Source organism: Candidatus Planktophila lacus, from assembly GCF_002288385.1.
GTDB classification, from domain to species: Bacteria; Actinomycetota; Actinomycetes; order Nanopelagicales; family Nanopelagicaceae; genus Planktophila; species Planktophila lacus_D.
In genome coordinates this window covers 12,966-32,232 of record NZ_CP016783.1, presented here as the reverse complement: position 1 = coordinate 32,232, position 19,267 = coordinate 12,966, and the positions used below count along the sequence as shown (strand labels likewise).

Annotated in this window: 15 protein-coding genes; 3 read left to right on the top strand and 12 right to left on the bottom strand. The window is 47.8% G+C overall.

What is annotated here, in order from left to right; translation table 11 throughout:
• Positions 1 to 2: 2 nt before the first annotated feature.
• The 7 genes from topA to A1sIIB60_RS00105 all read right to left on the bottom strand — a co-directional run bounded on the left by topA (position 3) and on the right by A1sIIB60_RS00105 (position 11,631).
• Entirely contained in the window at positions 3 to 2,783 is a 2,781-nt protein-coding gene (topA, locus tag A1sIIB60_RS00135; protein WP_095688722.1) for a type I DNA topoisomerase, read from the bottom strand.
• Between the two features lie 41 nt (positions 2,784 to 2,824).
• Positions 2,825 to 5,110, bottom strand: a complete 2,286-nt coding sequence (locus tag A1sIIB60_RS00130) for a sodium-translocating pyrophosphatase (protein WP_190279206.1) — start codon at positions 5,108 to 5,110, stop codon at positions 2,825 to 2,827.
• A 116-nt stretch (positions 5,111 to 5,226) separates the two neighbouring features.
• A complete protein-coding gene (locus A1sIIB60_RS00125) occupies positions 5,227 to 6,921 on the bottom strand; it encodes a glycoside hydrolase family 13 protein (RefSeq protein WP_095688721.1) in 1,695 nt (564 codons plus the stop codon).
• 26 nt (positions 6,922 to 6,947) lie between these two features.
• Positions 6,948 to 7,772 (bottom strand): carbohydrate ABC transporter permease, encoded by an 825-nt coding sequence (locus A1sIIB60_RS00120; RefSeq protein WP_095688720.1) that lies wholly within the window; start codon positions 7,770 to 7,772, stop codon positions 6,948 to 6,950.
• On the bottom strand, positions 7,769 to 8,638 hold the full coding sequence (locus A1sIIB60_RS00115) for a carbohydrate ABC transporter permease (protein WP_223298687.1): 870 nt from the start codon (positions 8,636 to 8,638) through the stop codon (positions 7,769 to 7,771). Before A1sIIB60_RS00115 ends, A1sIIB60_RS00120 begins: the two co-directional genes overlap by 4 nt.
• Positions 8,639 to 8,747: 109 nt before the next feature.
• Entirely contained in the window at positions 8,748 to 10,079 is a 1,332-nt protein-coding gene (locus tag A1sIIB60_RS00110; protein ID WP_095688718.1) for an ABC transporter substrate-binding protein, read from the bottom strand.
• Positions 10,080 to 10,242: 163 nt separating this feature from the next.
• On the bottom strand, positions 10,243 to 11,631 hold the full coding sequence (locus tag A1sIIB60_RS00105; protein WP_095688717.1) for a glycoside hydrolase family 32 protein: 1,389 nt from the start codon (positions 11,629 to 11,631) through the stop codon (positions 10,243 to 10,245).
• A 23-nt stretch (positions 11,632 to 11,654) separates the two neighbouring features.
• Here A1sIIB60_RS00105 and A1sIIB60_RS00100 point away from each other — a divergent pair, with 23 nt between their 5' ends.
• A complete protein-coding gene (locus tag A1sIIB60_RS00100; protein WP_095670477.1) occupies positions 11,655 to 12,311 on the top strand; it encodes a DedA family protein in 657 nt (218 codons plus the stop codon).
• 4 nt (positions 12,312 to 12,315) lie between these two features.
• Here the strand turns inward: A1sIIB60_RS00100 and pyrE are convergent, their stop codons facing one another.
• A complete protein-coding gene (gene pyrE / locus A1sIIB60_RS00095) occupies positions 12,316 to 12,849 on the bottom strand; it encodes an orotate phosphoribosyltransferase (RefSeq protein WP_095676904.1) in 534 nt (177 codons plus the stop codon).
• Between the two features lie 44 nt (positions 12,850 to 12,893).
• Here pyrE and A1sIIB60_RS00090 point away from each other — a divergent pair, with 44 nt between their 5' ends.
• Positions 12,894 to 14,186 (top strand): DUF1800 domain-containing protein, encoded by a 1,293-nt coding sequence (locus A1sIIB60_RS00090; RefSeq protein WP_095688716.1) that lies wholly within the window; start codon positions 12,894 to 12,896, stop codon positions 14,184 to 14,186.
• Positions 14,183 to 15,451: a DUF1501 domain-containing protein gene (locus A1sIIB60_RS00085; RefSeq protein ID WP_223298686.1), complete on the top strand. Its 1,269-nt coding sequence runs from the start codon at positions 14,183 to 14,185 to the stop codon at positions 15,449 to 15,451. The genes A1sIIB60_RS00090 and A1sIIB60_RS00085 overlap by 4 nt, the downstream gene beginning before the upstream one ends.
• Here the strand turns inward: A1sIIB60_RS00085 and A1sIIB60_RS00080 are convergent.
• From A1sIIB60_RS00080 to dnaK, 4 genes are read right to left on the bottom strand one after another with little or no spacing between them, the layout of a single operon-like run.
• On the bottom strand, positions 15,448 to 15,843 hold the full coding sequence (locus tag A1sIIB60_RS00080; RefSeq protein WP_095676902.1) for a heat shock protein transcriptional repressor HspR: 396 nt from the start codon (positions 15,841 to 15,843) through the stop codon (positions 15,448 to 15,450). The two genes, A1sIIB60_RS00085 and A1sIIB60_RS00080, sit on opposite strands and share 4 nt — an antisense overlap.
• Positions 15,840 to 16,763 (bottom strand): DnaJ C-terminal domain-containing protein, encoded by a 924-nt coding sequence (locus A1sIIB60_RS00075; RefSeq protein WP_095688715.1) that lies wholly within the window; start codon positions 16,761 to 16,763, stop codon positions 15,840 to 15,842. Before A1sIIB60_RS00075 ends, A1sIIB60_RS00080 begins: the two co-directional genes overlap by 4 nt.
• A 9-nt stretch (positions 16,764 to 16,772) precedes the next feature.
• The gene (gene grpE / locus A1sIIB60_RS00070; RefSeq protein WP_095688714.1) at positions 16,773 to 17,279 is read right to left on the bottom strand and encodes a nucleotide exchange factor GrpE; all 507 of its coding nucleotides are present in this window, start codon (positions 17,277 to 17,279) and stop codon (positions 16,773 to 16,775) included.
• Entirely contained in the window at positions 17,279 to 19,111 is a 1,833-nt protein-coding gene (dnaK, locus tag A1sIIB60_RS00065; protein WP_095688713.1) for a molecular chaperone DnaK, read from the bottom strand. The genes grpE and dnaK overlap by 1 nt, the downstream gene beginning before the upstream one ends.
• Positions 19,112 to 19,267 lie beyond the last annotated feature (156 nt).

The following is a 19,267-nucleotide window of genomic DNA, read 5'->3' as shown; positions in this document are numbered from 1 at the left end:
TTCTACTCCTTTTTCGCTTTGCCGGTGGCTTTCTTGGCGGCTTTCTTCTTTGTAGCTGCTTTCTTAATCGTATTCTTAGTAAGCGATGGAGCGCTATCCCCTGCTTTAACTTTCGCTGCTTTTTTGCGTGATTTCTTTGGCGATGGGCCGTTTTCGGCTTCCCAAGCACGGCGGCCAGCAAGAAGTTCAAGAGCGCGCTCAATAGTTAGCGCTTCAAGTGTGTCACCACGGCGAAGCGTTGCGTTGGTTTCACCATCGGTTACATACATACCGAAGCGACCATCTTTCACGATAACTTCTTTCTCTGTTGCCGGATCTTTACCAAGTTCTTTAAGTGGTGGCTTGGCAACACCGCGACGGCGTTCTTTTGGTTTTGAGTAAATCTCAAGTGCTTCATCAAGTGAAAGTGAGAAGAGTTGGTCTTCACTTGTAAGCGTGCGCGAATCAGCTCCGGCCTTTAGGTATGGGCCGTAGCGACCGTTTTGAATTGTGATTTCTTCGCCGGCAGAGTTAGTGCCAAGGATGCGGGGAAGTGAGAGAAGTTTGAGCGCATCATCGATTGAGATGGTGTCGAGAGTCATTGTAGAAAGTAAGGAAGCAGTCTTTGGCTTTGGAGCATCTTTCTTCTTGCGCTTCTTCTTTGGTTCGCCTTTGTCATCTAGTTCGACAGGCTCTTCTGGGAAGACTTCGGTGATGTAAGGACCAAAGCGTCCGGACTTGGCAATAACTTCAAGGCCAGTGTTTGGATCTGTACCGAGTTCGCGCTCACCAGATGGGGCAGCAAGAAGTTCAATTGCTTTTTCCAGAGTTAACTCATCTGGGGCAAGTTCTTCAGGAATATTTGCGAGTTTGCGATCTTGATCTGGAATATTCTCTTGTAGATATGCGCCATAGCGACCAACGCGGATTTCGATGGTGTCAGATAAATTCATGGTGTTTGTTGCACGGGCATCGATGCCGCCGAGATCGAGTGAAAGTTCATCAAGTCCTGGTTGTCCGTCTACGCCGTAATAGAAATCGCGGAGCCAATCAACGCGGCCGGCTTCACCCGCTGCGATCTTGTCTAGATCTTCTTCCATTGACGCTGTGAAGTCGTAATCCACGAGCTTGGTGAAGTGGGTTTCGAGAAGGCCAGTAACTGAGAAGGCTAAGAATGTTGGAACAAGTGCGCGACCGCGTTTGTAAACGTAACCGCGATCTTGAATTGTTTGAATGATGGAAGCAAATGTTGATGGGCGTCCAATGCCTAGTTCTTCTAACTTTTTAACGAGAGTTGGTTCGGTGTAGCGCGCAGGTGGCTTGGTGTCGTGGCCTTCGCAGTTGTATTCGCTGACCTTGATTGATTGGCCAACTGACATTGCAGGAAGGCGCTTATCGGTTGCCTCTTCATCGACCTTGGTGTTTTCATCGACGATATCGTCGTATGCGGCAAGGAATCCTGGAAATGTAATTACGCTGCCGTTGGCGCGGAAGATTGTGTCTTTGTTATCTGAAGTTTTGGCATCGAAGTCAACGCGCATCTGCATCTTCTTGGCATCGGCCATTTGGGATGCGACAGTGCGCTTCCAGATGAGGTCGTAGAGTGCGAATTCATCGCGAGAGAGTTCTGGTGCAAGTTCGCCGGGAGTTTTAAAGGTGTCTCCTGCTGGGCGAATCGCTTCGTGTGCTTCTTGGGCGTTCTTTGATTTACCTTGGTAAACGCGTGGGGCATCGGCAACATGGTCGGCGCCGTAAAGTGATTTAGCAGCGGCACGTGCCGCGTTGATCGCTTGTGCGGAAAGATTGATTGAGTCGGTACGCATGTAGGTGATGTAACCGTTTTCGTACAGACGCTGTGCAACGCGCATCGTGATCTGTGCGCCCCAACCAAGTCGTGAGCCAGCATCTTGCTGCATGGTTGAAGTTGTAAATGGTGGCTTAGGGCGTTCGGTACGTGGAGATTCCTCCATTGATTTAACAGTTAGCGCAGTTGATTTAAGCGAATCGACAAGTGCGCGCGCTGACTTTTCATCAAGGAGCAAGATGTTTTCAAGGGACTTTTCTTTAACGGCGCCATCGGCTCCAAAGTCACTGGTGGAGGCTACTTTCTTGCCTTCTACTGACAATAGGCGAGCGGTGAAACCAAGTTCGCATGCTGCATTCAGATCCCACCAAGAAGATGAGATAAAGGCCATACGTTCGCGTTCTTTTTCAACGATTAACTTTGTAGCAACTGATTGCACACGGCCGGCCGAAATACGTGGCATAACTTTCTTCCACAAAACTGGAGAAAGTCGGTAGCCGTATAAGCGGTCTAGTACGCGACGAGTTTCTTGGGCGTCAATTAAGTTGTAATCAAGATCGCGAGTGTTATCTACAGCTGCTTGAATTGCTTCTTTGGTGATTTCATTGAAGACCATGCGCTTAATTGGAATCTTTGGTTCAAGGACTTCAACCAAGTGCCAAGCAATGGCTTCACCTTCGCGGTCTTCATCCGTTGCCAGTAATAACTCGTCGGCGCCTTTCATTAACTCTTTGAGTTCGGCGACCTTGGCTTTTTTATCGGGGTTGATGACATATAAAGGTGCGAAATCGTTTTCGATATCAACGCCTTCTTTAGACCAAGCGAGCTTCTTTACCTCTTTAGGTATATCTGCTGCACGCTGTGGAAGATCGCGGATATGGCCGACGCTAGCCTCGACGATGTAACCATCGCCGAGGTAGTCGCCAATCTTGCGCGCCTTCGCTGGTGATTCAACGATCACCAGTTTCTTTAGGTCTACTTTTTGCTTTTCGTTTGGCATCTATTTATTCGCGGTTACCTAAGAGCGGGGAAGTGCTTCTCTTAGTATTCGATTGAAGTTGCTTGGCGGCGGCTGCGAATTAACGCACCGATAATCAAAACAACTGCAACGAGTGCGATGATCAACGATGTTGACTGCTGTGTTGGAAGTGCGAAGCCAACGATTGCAGGCGTAATCAAGAGACCAACGAGGTTCATAACCTTGATAAGTGGGTTGATTGCAGGGCCGGCAGTGTCCTTAAATGGATCTCCGACAGTGTCACCAACGATGGTTGCAGCGTGAGCATCTGAGCCCTTGCCGCCGTAATTTCCATCTTCAACCATCTTCTTTGCGTTATCCCAAGCTCCGCCTGAGTTTGAGAGGAAGACAGCCATAAGCGTTCCGGTGCCGATTGCACCTGCAAGGTATGCACCGAGTGCGCCAACGCCGAGGCCGAAGCCAACTGCGATTGGTGCCATCACCGCAAGAAGTCCCGGTGTTGCAAGCTCGCGTAGTGAATCGCGAGTACAGATATCAACAACGCGACCGTATTCAGGCTTTTCAGTTCCGTTCATGATTCCTGGGTGCATCTTGAACTGGTTACGAACTTCCATAACCACTGCACCTGCTGCGCGAGAAACTGCGTTGATTGCAAGACCAGAGAAGAGGAATACAACTGCGGCGCCGATGATTAGGCCCACGAGGTTACGTGGATCTGCAACATCGAGTACGCCTTGGTATTGAAGTGCAACTTCTTGGCCTTCGCCAACAGCCTTGATAACTGCTTCCTTGATTGCATCGGTGAATGCACCGAACAACGCGGTTGCGGCCAAAACTGCAGTAGCAATTGCAATTCCCTTAGTGATCGCCTTAGTTGTGTTACCAACTGCATCGAGTGAGGTAAGGATCTGTGCGCCTTCGCCCTTAACATCGCCTGACATTTCAGCGATGCCTTGTGCGTTATCTGAGATCGGACCAAAGGTATCCATCGCAACAATTACACCAACTGTTGTTAGCAAACCAGTTCCGGCGATAGCGATTGCAAAGAGTGACAAGACGATTGATCCGCCACCGAGTAAGAATGCGCCGAATACTGATGCTGCGATTAGCAGACCTGAATAAACCGCTGATTCGAAACCAACTGAGATACCAGCCAAAAGCACTGTTGCAGCGCCTGTCTGTGATGAAGCGGCAACGTCGTTAACAGGGCGCTTGCCAACTTCAGTAAAGAAGCCAGTTAGTACCTGAATTGCTGCAGCAAGTGCGATACCGATTAATACTGCGCCAAATGCAAGAACGCGTGGGTTGATATTTCCGGCATCTTCCAAAACCTTTGGAGAGAAGTTTGTTAGTTGATCAAACTTTGCAGGTAGGTAGGTAAATGTTGCAAGACCTGTAAGACCTGCAGAGATAACTGCTGATAGGAAGAATGAACGGTTAATTGCGCTCATCGCTGACTTATCTGTTGAGCGAAGTTTGGTAAGGAAGATACCGATAACTGCTGTGACGATACCGATTGCAGGAACGATCAACGGATAGATCAGACCTTCGTTACCGAAAGCAGCCTTACCCAAGATAAGTGCGGCAACAAGTGTTACGGCATAGGACTCGAACAAGTCAGCGGCCATACCAGCGCAGTCGCCGACGTTATCGCCGACGTTATCTGCAATTGTTGCTGCGTTGCGTGGGTCATCTTCAGGAATATTCTTTTCAACTTTACCGACAAGGTCAGCTCCGACATCTGCCGCCTTGGTAAAGATTCCGCCGCCGACGCGCATAAACATTGCGAGCATCGCTGCGCCGAAACCGAAACCTTCAAGAACTGTTGGTGCGTTTTCGCGGAAGATAACAACTGCGCCAGCTGCACCGATGAGTCCGAGACCAACTGTTGTCATACCGACAACGCCGCCCGTGCGGAATGCGATCTGCACTGCCTTCTCGGCTGACTTCTGACGAGCAGCTTCAGCAACGCGCACATTTGCGCGAACTGCGAGCCACATACCGTTGTAACCAACGAGTGCAGAGAAACCTGCGCCCATTAGGAAGAAGATTGAGCGGCCGATACGGATTGAAGTTGTATCAGCAGGAAGTGCGAAGAGTAGGAAGAAAACAATTCCTACGAAATATGAAAGTGTGCGGAACTGGCGTGCGAGATATGCAGCGGCGCCTTCTTGAACTGCAGCGGCGATTTCGCGCATCTTCTCGGTGCCGTCAGAGGCAGCTAAGACTTGGGCGCGCAAAACCCAGGCGATCGCGAGAGCGAGAAGGGAGATCGCTAGGACCACGTAGGTGATATTTAGGTTTGCGCCGGTTACTTGCACATTGGACAGGGCGGCAGATGCTCGCATTGGTTCTCCTCCGTTGGAGAGTCAGTGCGTCCTTTTCGAGGGTAAGGACGCGAAGATGGGCGTGAGTCTACATATACATATCTATTACGACGAAAAGCGAGGGTTGGCCCGTTGGCTTAAAGGCTGGCTTGGACCCAGACGGTGGTGGCTGGAGGCAGATCGTTGCCGGTGGTCTCAACGCCATGGACGAGGTAAACCCCAGCCTGGGCCAGCGGGCCAGATGCGTGGATGACTTCGCCAATACCGTCGAAGTTGTAATGGTTACGGCCAAAGTTGGTGATGCAATGCAGACCATTTGGGCGGGAGAAGTGCAGAACTGAGTTGTCACCGGTTTCGTGCCAGGTGATCTCCTCTGCGGTGATCAAGTTCTTGCGAAGCGCCAAAGCTTTGCGGAAGATGGAAAGTGGTGAATTTGGATCAGCGCTTTCAACTTCGATTGAGTAGTCGCCAAAGTTCTTTGGTTGTGGCAGATGCGCACCGCCATCACCGAATCCAAATGATGAGCCAGTTTTTGTCCAAGGAAGTGGCACACGGCATCCGTCGCGACCCTTATCTGCCTTTAGATTGCGCAGGTACTGCGGATCTTGAATCTGATCTTCAGGAATATCCATAACTTCGTGGATTCCGAGTTCTTCACCTTGGTAAATATATGTGCAACCAGGCAGTGCCATGATCAACATCGATGCGGCAACTGCAGATTGGGTTCCGAGTTTTTCATCGAGTGGACTTGATGTTCCGTTTGAGTTGCGCCAACGAATGCGATCGACGGTTGGTAATAAACCAAACTTTGTCGCTGGACGCATCTGATCGTGGTTATTTAAACACCAAGTGGTTGATGAACCATTTTTCTTGGCATAACCAAGTGCCCGATCGATAATGGTTTTGAATTCGTATGCGTTAAATGCAGCATCCAAGAATTCGAAGTTAAAGCTCTGGCCGAGTTCTTCAGTGCTCGCGTATTTAACGAGCGCTTCGGCCGAAACATTTGCTTCTGCAACTGCCACACGTGGTGGGTCGTATTGGTTAAATAGCTTGCGCCATTCTTTGTAAACCTCATGGACTTCATTGCGATCGAATAACACGTTTGTACCTTTTGCTGCATCAAGCTCTTTGTGGCTCGCAAAACGTGGTTGGCTCTTAAGTGGTTCCGATAGATCTTTCTTCATCGCGTGCGCAACATCGATACGGAATCCATCTACGCCACGGTCGGCCCAGAACTTAAGTGTCTTTAGGAAATCTTCTTCGATCTCGCGGTTATCCCAGTTCCAATCGGGTTGCTCTGGTGCGAACAAGTGGCAGTACCACTGGTTGTGCTTGCCGCCCATTTTTGATTCGTGGGTCCAAGCACTTGGTGCAAAGTGTGAAGGCCAATCAGTTGGTGGAAGTTCGCCATTTGCGCCCTTGCCATCGCGGAAAATGTAGCGATTTCGCGCTGCAGAACCAGGTTCAGCGGCGATCGCTTCTTTAAACCAAGCATGCAAATTAGATGAGTGGTTTGGAACAACATCCACAAAGATACGAATTCCGGCCTCGTGTAATTTTGCAAGCATTTCATCAAAGTCAGCAAGTGAACCGAGTTTTGGATCAACATCACGATAATCATCAACATCGTATCCACCATCAACTAGCGCTGACGGAAAGAATGGAGATAACCAAACTGCATCAAGACTTAGTGAAGATAGGTAATCGATCTTTGAGGTAATACCTTTGATATCGCCAAGGCCATCGCCATTTGAATCTTTGAAAGAGCGTGGGTAGATCTGATAGATGACAGCCTGACGCCACCAATTTTTATCTTTAGATAAAGACATTTGACTCTTTCTTGTTTATTTAAGGGTTACTTAACTGCGCCTTGCGAAATACCAGAGATAAATTGCTTCTGTAGAACTAAGTAGAAGATAACAATTGGAATTACAGCCAAAACAAGTCCGGCCATGGCTTGTCCGTACTCAATAGAGTACTGGCCATAGAAGAGATAGGTAGAAAGCGGCAAGGTCTGCGTTTCATTGGTCAGTACCAAGCGCGGCAGCAAGAAGTCGTTCCAAATCCAGAGCGCATTGATAATTGCAACGGTTGCAGTGATTGGACGCATCATCGGGAAGATGATCTTCCAGAATGCGACCATATCCGATGCGCCATCGATTGATGCTGCTTCATCGATCTCAGTTGGGATCGTTGAAATAAAGCCGTGATAAAGGAATGTAGATAGAGCAACGCCAAATCCGATGTAGAAGAAGATCAGTGCTCCACGGTTGTTCCAAGATACGAATTGAGCAAAGCGCGCCATAAATGGAATCATCAACGCTTGGAAAGGCACGATCATTGATGCCACAAGTACTAGGAAGATGTACTTAGTTAGCTTTGTTTTGGTGCGCGCTAAGTAATAAGCCAACATCGATGAAAAGATAATTAGTAGTGAAACGCTAAAGACGGTGATGATTATTGAATTCGTTAGAGATCTGAAGAAGTTCATCTTCGTGTAGGCCTGCTGGAAGTTCTCCCAAGTTATTGAAAGAGGGATCGCCAGCGGGTTAGCCAAAATGTCATATTTGAGCTTGAGTGAGTTTACGAAGACCAAGAAGAATGGGAAAACATAGGCAAAAGCCAGTGTGTAGCCAACTGCGAATGTGGCCCGCTTGCCCCAACGAGCGCGTGTACTCATCGCTGAACCTCGTATCTCTTAGAGACTGTCACTTGGACTAAGGCTGCAAGGGCAACGATCAAGAACATTACGACCGCCTTTGATTGACCAGTGCCAAAGTTTCCGTTGGCGAAAGCGTCTTGGAAGATGTGAAGCGAAATCAATTCAGTTGTACGGAATGGGCCGCCGCCGGTGAGCGCGACGTTTACGTCGTAGGCCATAAAGCCACCGCGCAGCGTCAAGAAGAGCGCGATAGTGAATGCCTGAGCCATCAAAGGAATTTTAATTGTAAATAGAGTGCGCAGAGGTGAAGCGCCGTCGATTTGCGATGCTTCAAGGACATCGTTTTCGATTGAGATAAGTCCAGTGATGTAAACGATCATCATGTAACCAGATGACTGCCAAACTGTAACGATGATCAGCGCCCAAAATGCTTTATTTGTATCTTGCAGCCACGATTGTTTAAAGAGCTCCCAATCGTATTTATTTGCCAGGGCGACAATTGCGCTGTTAAAGATAAATTGCCAGATAACGCCGAGGACAACGCCACCGACGAGGTTTGGTACAAAGAAGAATGTGCGCAGGAAGTTTGCACTGCGTAGTTTTGAGGTCACGATAAGTGCGAGACCAAATGCAACGGCGTTTACTAAAACTAAAGAGACGATTACAAAGAGTGCGGTAAATCGAAGAGTCGACCAAAATGTTGGGTCTTGAAAAGATTCTTTATAGTTGCTAAATCCAACTAACTTTGTTGTTTCAAATCCATCCCAATCAGTAAAGGTGTAATAGACACCGTTTACAAAAGGGACTACGAGAACAATAGAAAAGATGGCAAGTGGAACGCCAGCAAATTTCATGAATCGCTTCATGGATCTCGCTGATTTCACTTGGATCTCCTAATTCTTTCTCGCTTTAAGTAAATCATCCTGAGGCGGGTTGCCCCGCCTCAGGATGATTTTATTTACTTTTTATTAACTTAGATATGGGTGTGCGAAATTACTTCGCTGCTCCACGCCAAGTCTTTGTTGAGCCCTTCCATGCATCTTGGATCGCCTTAGCAAGGTCAGCTGCGCTGATCTTGTCGGTGAAGTACTGCTGCATAGATACCTTTCCAACTGTCTCTTGGAGACCAGCTGGGTAGTAGGTGTTGATCCACTCAAGTGTCTTTCCGCCATCAACATACTTCGCGATATCGCGAGCCATGCTTGTAGCTGGCTGAACCTTGAATCCCTTGTAAACAGGAATGAATCCCATTCCGCCATCAGTTACAGGATCAGCAACGAAACGCTGTCCGGTTGGTGATGTGTAGAGCCATGTAAGGAAGTCAATTGCACCATCGCGCTCAGCCTTTGTTGACTGCTTTGCATCGATCATGAAGTAACCAGGTACACCAACTGGAATTGAATCATTTCCGTATGTTGATGCAGTTGTGCCTGTTGGAAGAGGCATGATTCCGAAATCGGTGCCCTTTGCAGCAGTCATCAAGTTTGGCTCAGTCCAGTTACCTTGGAACATGAATCCGAAATCTCCGCTTGCAAGTGCTGCAATTGAAGCATCGTATTCAGTGTCTGTGAGGTTAGCGGGTGATGAGTTGTACTTCTTTAGAAGATCGTATGTAGCAAGCCAGTTCTTAAATGCTGGATCTGCTGAAAGGTTCTTCTTTCCATCTGAAAGCTGATCTAGAACTGCTAGACGTGCTTCGTGTGTCTTGCCAGCGTTTGCATGGAAGATGTTTGTGAAGTGTGCACCAAGTGACCACCAGATAGCTGAGAAGTGAAGTGGCTTCTTTCCAGCTGCCTGAAGCTTCTTAAATGCTGCTTCTAGATCTGCACGTGTCTTGATCTTTGTTACATCAATACCAGCAGCCTTGATTACCTTCTTGTTGTAAAGAAGACCGAAAGCTTCAGCTGTTGATGGAACACCAACCTGCTTGCCGCCAACCTTTGCAGCTTCAAGAAGTCCTGGTGAAACTAGCTTTACAAGCTTTGTTCCCTTCCAGTCCATGACCTTGTCAGCCATGTCAGGAATCTCTTGAAGTGTGTACATGATTGTTGGTGCATCATTTGCAGCGTACTTTGGGGTTACGTTCTGTAGGAATGTGATGTTGCGATCACCAGGGATCGACTTAAGTGTGTAGCAGTTTTGGCTCTTGTTGTAAGAAGCAACTGCTGCAAGGAATTGATCCTGAATTTCAGGCTTGATTGTTCCGAGCATTGTGACAGTTGTCTTCTTTGAACATGTTGCAGCTGACGCTGTTGGCGCTACTGAAACAAGTGAAAGAGCAACTGCTGAAGCGGCAAGGAGCGCTCCGAGCTTTGTCTTCTTCATATATTTCCTCTCAAAGGGGCAGCCGGCAGAGAGTTACCAGCTGATTCGAGGGGAAAAATACACGAGCCGCGCAAGCCAAAATCGGACAATTGGTGCTTTGCTCGTAACGATGTAATGACATTTTCAGGGTTTTTTGCAGGTTTTTGCAGTGCTATGCGGGGCTTTAACGGCGTGGCGCGATAGCCCGAACGGCGATCGAACGGGGTGGCTGGCATCCTTCGGCGATCTCGAAGGAAACGCTACGGCTCACCCCAGATAGAAATAAAAGATCCGTTATTACAAGAGTTCCGCCTGCCGCGAAGATTTCAACTGATGCGCTGCCAACAATTGCGCAGATATCAAAAGTTTTTTCATCGCCGGTTAGGCGTGCGCTATGAATATGGGTTGAGGGGATTTCATTCCAAGCGTTACTGCGATCAACGAAAATAGATTTACTTTTGGCGTCGTACCCAAACTCGAAATAGCTTCCGGCATCAGCGGTTACGCGAAACTTTGTTGAAAGACCTTCGCTTGTCGAAATAGTTGCCATTATCTGTAAGAGCTCCGCTTTGTTTCCTGCCGTTAACTTCTCACCAAGATAATTTTCTAGCTCTGTAACTGGTTTTGCAGCGAGTGAAATCTTTCCATCTTTGGTTATTAGTGTTAGCTCGCGTGGAAGCGTCATCGCACCGCGCCATGGTGATGTTGGAAAGCTGTGTGCATATTCCCAGTTGCTCATCCAGCCGATAAAGACGCGGCGCTGGTTTGGTACGTCGTTAAATGTGACACCGGCGTAATTGTCGCGGCCGTAATCTAACCAATTAGTTTTTACATCGTCGGCAATGAATTCTTTTCCATTCCAGTCACCAATAAAATATTGTGTTCCGGATCCACCGGTTAAACCACCTGGGTTAATTGAAATTAGCAGAACCCATTTGGTTCTGCTTTCATCGCCGTCTACAAATAAAGGAAATAGATCCGGGCATTCCCAATCGCCATCGGTGGCGCCAACTGGGCCAAAGTCACTTAAATACGCCCAATTCTTTAGATCTTTTGATGAATAGAAAGAGACTTTTCTTTCCTTGGGAAGAACAACGGTCATTAACCAAGCTTCTGTTGTTCTATCCCACATCACTTTTGGATCGCGGAAGTGGTTTAGTTGTAGATCAAGAACGGGGTTGCCTTCATATTTAACCCAGGTCAAACCTTCGTCGAGGCTATACGCCAGGGCTTGCGCTTGATGTGAATCGTCATGTTTATGTGCGGTGTAGATAGCGACCATGGCCGGGTTTTCTAAAGTGCCGAAGCCTGATGTGTTGAAGTAATCAACTACCGCGCTACCCGAAAAAATTGCGTGTGAATCATCGCAAGCAATAGCAACTGGTAACTCATTCCATTTAATCAAATCTTCGCTTACTGCATGACCCCACGACATATTGCCCCAAATATTTTCGAAAGGGTTATGTTGGAAGAAGAGGTGGTATTTACCTTTGTAGAAGATCAACCCATTTGGGTCGTTCATCCAGTTGCGCTCAGGTGAGAAGTGCAACCCTGGGCTTAAGTGCGAAGACATGGCGCGTACCTTATCCTCTAGGTATGCATTTTTCCCAAACGGTTAATCTCTTTGATGCGCATTCGATAATTTCAACACTTGGCCTAATAGGCATTCTCGCCATAATTTTTATGGAAACTGGTTTATTGATCGGTTTATTCTTCCCAGGAGACTCACTTTTATTTCTAGCAGGTGTCGGCGCTTCGGGTGCGGCTGCAAAAGTCTTCGATGGTGTGCAAATTGAGATCATTTCGTTATTAATTGCAGCTCCACTTGTTGCAATTATCGGATCACAGACCGGCTACTGGATTGGCGCAAAATACGGGGTAAAGCTCTTTGATCGCCCCGATGGTCGCATTTTTAATCAGAAGAAAGTGCAAGCAACGCAGAAATGGCTAAATAAATATGGCACCGGTAAGGCTTTGGTTTTAGCGCGCTTTATTCCATTTGTAAGAACGTTGATAAATCCGATGTGCGGAATTGTGGGAGTGCCTGCAAAGAAATTCTTCCTCTGGAACGTAGTTGGCGCAGTTATTTGGACGCAATCGGTAATTGGCTTGGGATTTTTTCTAGGCGAACGTATCGAGGGAAGCGTTGATAAATATCTGCTTCCAATAGTTGGTTTGATTATTGCAATAAGCGTCTTGCCGGTTGCGCTAGAAATTCTGCGCGAATGGCGCACTAAACGCCATTTAAGTTAATTCCTTAAAGACCTAAATCTGCGGGTTGAAATGCTGCGCGGTATTCGTATCCAGCATCAATAATCGCTTGTTTGGCGCCGCGTTCTACTATTACGGCAACACCGACCACAATTGCGCCCGCTTCCTTAAGGGCTTCTACTGCAGTTAAAACAGAGCCACCTGTTGTGGAAGTATCTTCAACTGCCAAGACGCGCTTTCCAACAACATCTGGACCTTCGATGCGGCGCTGCAATCCGTGAGCTTTTTCTGCTTTGCGGACTACGAACGAGTTAATTTTTTTGCCGTTACGCGCCGCCACATGCATCATCGCCGTTGCAACTGGATCGGCGCCAAGTGTTAAACCGCCAACTGCCTCGTAATCAAGATCTTTGGTTAGCTCCAGCATTACTTCGCCGACGAGTGGGGCAGCAACATGATCGAGGGTCACACGACGCAGATCAACGTAGTAATCAGCTTCTTTTCCGGATGAAAGTATGACTTTTCCGTGAACAACGGCCTTGTTTTTTATCTCTTCTCGGAGAAGTTCGTGTGAGTTCATGTGGCAACCTTACATTGTTAACCCAATAGACCTACTCTCACAACATGAATCAGCAGCGGTTAGAAACTGCGCGCCTCTTCCATCGCTTTGGATTTGGACCTAAGCCTGGAGAATTCTCTGCTGCACTGAACGCTGGAGTTGGCGCTAAAAAGTCAGAGTTGATATCAAACACTTCGCGCACCGGTTCAGTACTTCCTGCTCCTGTGATGCTTGATCTTGGTAAGCGCCCCGAAGCTAATAGCCCAGATGTTTTAGAGTTTTCCAAAGCGTTAAGAAATCAAAATCAGATTTTAGTTCTGTGGTGGCTCGATCAAATGGTACAAGGTGATAATCAACTACAAGAGAAGTTGATTTGGTTTTGGCACGGGCATTGGGCAACATCAATTGGCAAAGTTAATTACGCCTTGCCGATGTTTAATCAACTAGAGACTTTTAGACGTAACGCGTTGGGTGATTTTCGTAAATTCTCGCAAGAGATGTTTGCAGATGGAGCACTTCAGATATGGCTTGATGGCGGTGAAAACACTGTTAAGGCGCCTAATGAAAACCTATCTCGCGAAATGATGGAGCTATTTGTTCTTGGGGTAAATCGTTACACCGAAACAGATGTTAAGGAGCTGGCTCGCGCCTTTACTGGTTATCAGATGGTTCGAAGCACAGGAAAGATCGTTCTCAATCCGCGACGCAGAGATGCTGGCGCAGTAACGGTTTTAGGTAAGACCGGAGTTTTCACTCCAGATCAAGTAATTAGCCATTTGGTGGATCAGGAAAATTGCGCAAAGTTTATCGCTGAAAGAGTTTGGTACCGGTTTATATCTTCGGCTAATCCACTACCAGTTAGCCATTCGGCCATAAGTGCATTCTCACAACGAGATATATCAAAGCTGGTTGCCGCTTTTATATCCTCGGGTGATGTTGCTAGTTCTGAGAACTCGATGGTTAAGTCTCCGGTCGAGTGGTTTGTTGCGGTATGTCGCGCACTTGAATTAACACCATCTCTTCTCCCATCATTTTCAAAGTTAAATGGCTATTTAGATAAGCTCGCGCAGATTCCGCTATCTCCACCAAATGTAGGTGGTTGGCCAGTTGATGAGGCGTGGTTGAGTTCTGCAAGCGCCCAGTTCCGAATCGCTTTCGCAACATGGCTATCAGGCCAGGCGAAATTAACTGCGCTGATCGAATTGGCGCCGGAAAGACGAGTTAATTACCTCGCAGATCTATTGGGTGTTGTCGAATGGAGTCCACGGACAACTTTTGCTTTACGTGAAGTTCGTGATAATCCGCAACGTCTAATTACTTTAGCAATCTGTAGCCCGGAATATGTGGTGAGTGTATGAACGAAAAACCGACAATGTCCTGCGAACAACTGGGAATGCGCACTGTTACGCGCCGACAATTTTTAAAGTACTCGGGTGCAACAGCGGTTGCTTCTTCAGTTCTATCTTTAGACGATGTTGCTAACGCCGCGATCACACGACCGCTCGCCCCAGGTACACCAATTTTGGTTGTAGTCACTCTTTATGGTGGCAACGATGGTTTAAATACTGTAATTCCATATAAGGATCCTGCTTACTATTCTGCGCGTCCTGATTTAAATTACAAACCAGAGTCTTTGTTGCCGCTGTCCGATGATCTTGCACTTAACGCCTCAATGGTTGGGGTAAAAAAGTTGTGGGATGAGAAGAAGGTTGCCATCGTCCGCGGTGTTGGTTATCCAAAGCCGGATCGTTCTCATTTCTCCTCTATGGCAATTTGGCAGAGCGGTTCACCTCAGAACCATTTAAATACGGGATGGTTGGGGCGTTGGTTAGATACACAGCCAATTGATCCACTGACTTCAATAAGTTTGGGCTCGGTTCTTCCTCCACTTCTTGCGGGAAAGAAGCAAAGCGGTTCAGCGCTGCCACTTGGTGGATTAATCATTCCTGGAGGTGCGATGGCAAAGGCATTTTCAAGATTGTCCGCTCCGTCGCAGAAAGACTCTCCGCTACTTGCCGCAGCAGCTACTTCAATGCGCAATTTGTTTAGCGTCTCAGGAAATATAACATCGGTTCTAGTTAAACCTGCGCCACTTGCCGATGATTTACCCACGGTTTCTGGAGGCAACGCAGGCGGAGATTCAAACCTAAGTCAACAATTAAATATTGTCTCTAAGTTAATTGCGGCAGGTTCGCCGACAAAAGTTTGGTCGGTCTCTTTAGGTGGATTTGATACCCATGCCAATGAAGCGAATGCGCAGGCGCTATTGCTCGGCACGGTTTCGGAGAGCATCACAAGATTCCTGAGCCAGTTAAAACCATCCGGGCGAGATAAAGATGTGACTGTGATGATCTACAGCGAATTCGGAAGACGTGTGCAGGCAAATGGTTCAGACGGTACAGATCATGGAACTGCTGGCCCAATGTTCTTGATTGGAGATCGCGTACAAGGTGGTTTCTATGGTGATCAACCATCGCTGACAAAACTTATTGATGGTGATTTAGCGGTTACTACAGATTTTAGAGATGTTTATGCAACTGTTTTAGAGAAGGTCTTGCAATCTCCGGCAGAAAAGACTTTAAGTAGTTGGAAGGGAAGAGTTAACGCTTTTAAGAGCGCTTAGTTCTCATCCTCGTAAACGATTACTTCGTTCTTCTTCCGTGTAGCAAGTGCCTTAGGTGGATTTTCCTTTAGAAGTGCATCTACTTCGATTCGAAGTTGTGCAACCTCAATCGCCATATTGGCCATTGCAGATTCGAGTTCGATGATTCGTTTAATGCCGGCGTGATTAATGCCTTCACCTGTTAGGCGCTGCACCATGCGCAGAGATGCAATATCGCGCAATGAATATCGGCGGTTGCGACCAACGGTGCGGTTTGGTGAAACTAAACCTAAACGATCGTATTGGCGAAGTGTTTGTGGATGTAGTCCTGAAAGTTCGGCGGCAACAGAGATGACGTATAGACCTGCTTCGTCATCAGGTTGTTGGTTATCTAAATTTTCTTTGTCGCTCATTGCAGCGCCTTCGTGTTAAATTCTTTACGAACTTCTTGATCAGCAGTTGCTTCGGCATATTTCTTGAGCGCATCAAGTGCTTCACCTTCAACGCGTTGTGGAACTTGCACTTCAATAGTTACTAGTAAATCTCCGACGGTTGCACCCTTGGTAATCCCACGGCCCTTAACGCGCAAGACACGTCCATTAGAAGTTCCGGGGGCAATGCGCAAGGTAACTTCATCGCCGGCAAGCGTTGGAACTTTAATGTCTCCACCAAGTGCTGCTTCAGTAAATGTAACTGGAACGGTTAGCGCAATGTTCTCGCCTTTACGTGAAAAAACAGCGTGGGGCTTTACATGTAGCAAGATAAATAAGTCGCCGGGGCCTGCTTCGCCTCTGGAACCTTTTCCTTTAACGCGAATTTTTGCGCCATCGTTTACTCCAGCTGGAACGCGCGCTGAAATAGTTTGAGATGGCCCACCATCTGCAGATAAGCGAAGTTCTAAAGTTGTACCGAATGCTGCTTCTTTAAAGGTAATAGTTGCTTCGGTCTGTAGATCTTGTCCTTTACGTGGGCCGCGACGTCCGCCGCCGCCAAATAAGTTAGCGAAGATATCTTGAGGGTTGCCGCCACCGAAAATGTCGGAGAAATCTCCACCTTGGAAATTTTGTCCACCTTGTGGTGCGCGGAAACCACCGCGTTCGAACATATCGCGCGCTTGATCGTATTCAGCGCGCTTCTTGCCATCGGACAAGATGTCGTAAGCCTCAGAAACTGCTTTGAACTTTTCTTCCATTGCGGCATCGCCCTTAGTTTTATCAGGGTGCAATTCGCGCGCTAAAGAACGGTATTTCTTCTTGATCTCATCGCCGCTGGCAGATTTGCCAACTCCGAGGATCTTGTAGAAATCCTTTTCGTAAAGGTCTTTAGCGGCCATGGAAAGTTGTTACTCCGCAGGCGTTTCGGCTGGATCTGTAACTGCAACGCGAGCCGGGCGCAAGATACGTTCTTTAAATTTATATCCTGGCTGCAAAATCTTTGTGGCGGTGGGCACTTTCACATCTGCACTTGTGTCGTGCAGAAGCGCTTCGTGAATTTGTGGATCAAATTCATCACCTGCGGTGCCGTACTTTTCCAAACCAAGGCGTGTTGTCACTGCTGCAATTTGATCTGCAACAGATTTAAATCCGCCAGTTAGCTCACCGTGTTCGGTTGCGCGGGCAATGTCATCGAGAGTTGCAAGGAGTTCGGTTAAAACTCCACCAATCGCTAGCTCGTGAGCAAGTGCGCGATCGCGTTCTACACGTTTGCGGTAGTTGACGTATTCGGCCTGAAGTCGTTGTAAATCAGCGGTGAGCACTGCCACCGGATCAGTCTCCTGATCCGGGGCAGCCTCCACTGCTTCTTCAGTTGTTAGCAAAGCGTCATCCGCTTCTGTTGTCGAGTCTGACACTACTTAGCGCCTTCGTCTTCAACTACCTCTGCATCTTCAACACCATCTTCAGTTGCTGCACCATCACCGGCTGCGGCTCCTGCGGCGGCATACATTGCTGAACCAAGTGCTTGGCTAAGCGTTGCAACCTTTTCGGTGTTTGACTTAATTGATTCGAAGTTAGCGCCACCGAGTGAAGTCTTTAGTTCGGCAAGTGCTGCCTCAACTTCGGTCTTCTTCTCGGCTGCTTCGCCTTCTGAAAGTTTTTCTGCATTATCTGCAATGAACTTTTCAGTCTGATAGACAAGTGAGTCTCCGTTGTTGCGGATCTCTGCTTCTTCACGACGCTGCTTATCTTCTGCGGCGTGTGATTCAGCATCTGCCATCATGCGATCAATCTCTTCTTTTGAAAGAGCAGATCCACCGCTGATTGTGACTGACTGTTCTTTGCCAGTTGCAAGATCCTTTGCACCAACGTGAACGATTCCGTTTGCGTCAATGTCGAAGGTAACTTCAACTTGTGGAACTCCGCGTGGAGCTGGAGCGATTCCGGTTAGTTCGAACATGCCTAGCTTCTTGTTGTAAGCAGCCATTTCACGCTCGCCCTGGTAAACCTGGATCTGTACAGCAGGCTGATTGTCATCAGCAGTTGTAAAGATTTCGCTGCGCTTTGTAGGAATAGTTGTGTTGCGCTCGATCATCTTGGTCATAACGCCACCCTTGGTTTCGATACCAAGTGTCAGTGGTGTTACGTCGAGAAGGAGAACATCTTTAACTTCACCCTTAAGAACACCAGCTTGAAGTGATGCACCAACTGCAACAACTTCATCAGGGTTTACGCCCTTATTTGGCTCTTTTCCGCCGGTTAGATCGCGAACTAAATCAACGACCGCTGGCATACGGGTTGAACCACCAACAAGAACAACGCTCTTGATATTGCCGATTGCGATTCCGGAGTCCTTAAGAACTTGCTGGAATGGCTTCTTGCAACGATCTAGAAGTGGTGCAGTAAGTGTTTGGAATTGTGCACGTGTAATTGTTTCGTCAAGGAAGAGTGGGTTCTTCTCTGCATCAACGGTGATGTAAGGCAAGTTGACTGAAGCTTGCTGTGAAGATGAGAGTTCGATCTTCGCTTTTTCAGCTGCTTCGCGAACGCGCTGCATCGCCATCTTGTCCTTGGTTAGATCAATTCCGTTCTTAGAACCGAATGTTTGTACCAAGTGATCAACGAGAGCTTGATCCCAGTCATCGCCACCGAGGTGGTTATCACCAGCAGTTGCTTTAACTTCAACAACGCCATCGCCGATTTCAAGAAGTGAAACGTCGAACGTTCCGCCGCCTAAGTCGAATACGAGAATTGTTTGTTCTTGATCTGCTTTATCAAGACCGTATGCGAGCGCTGCTGCAGTTGGTTCGTTGATAATGCGAAGAACATTGAGGCCCGCAATTTCGCCGGCTTCTTTTGTTGCTTGACGTTCTGCATCAGAGAAGTAAGCAGGAACAGTAATAACTGCATCCGTAACTGTTTCTCCGAGGTACGCCTCGGCATCGCGCTTTAGTTTTTGTAGAACGCGTGCAGAAATTTCTTGTGCGGTGTACTTCTTGCCATCGATATCGATAGTCCAGTTAGTACCCATGTGACGCTTAACGGAACGGATTGTGCGTTCAACGTTTGTCACTGACTGACGCTTAGCAACTTCACCAACAAGGACTTCGCCATTCTTTGCGAAGGCGACGATCGATGGGGTTGTGCGAGCGCCTTCTGCGTTTGCGATAACCGTTGGCTCTCCACCTTCGAGTACCGATACGCAGCTATTTGTAGTTCCGAGGTCGATTCCGACTGCTCTAGCCATGTGTATTGCTCCTTTTTATGTTTCTTAGCTCATCTCAAGCCCGATCTGGGGTTGAGGCTGCTCTAACCTGAGTCCATCTTACTCAAAAGGTTGAGTAGGTGCGACTCAAGGTTGGGGCACCCCGTATAACTCCTCGGCCTGCCTACTTATTCCCGC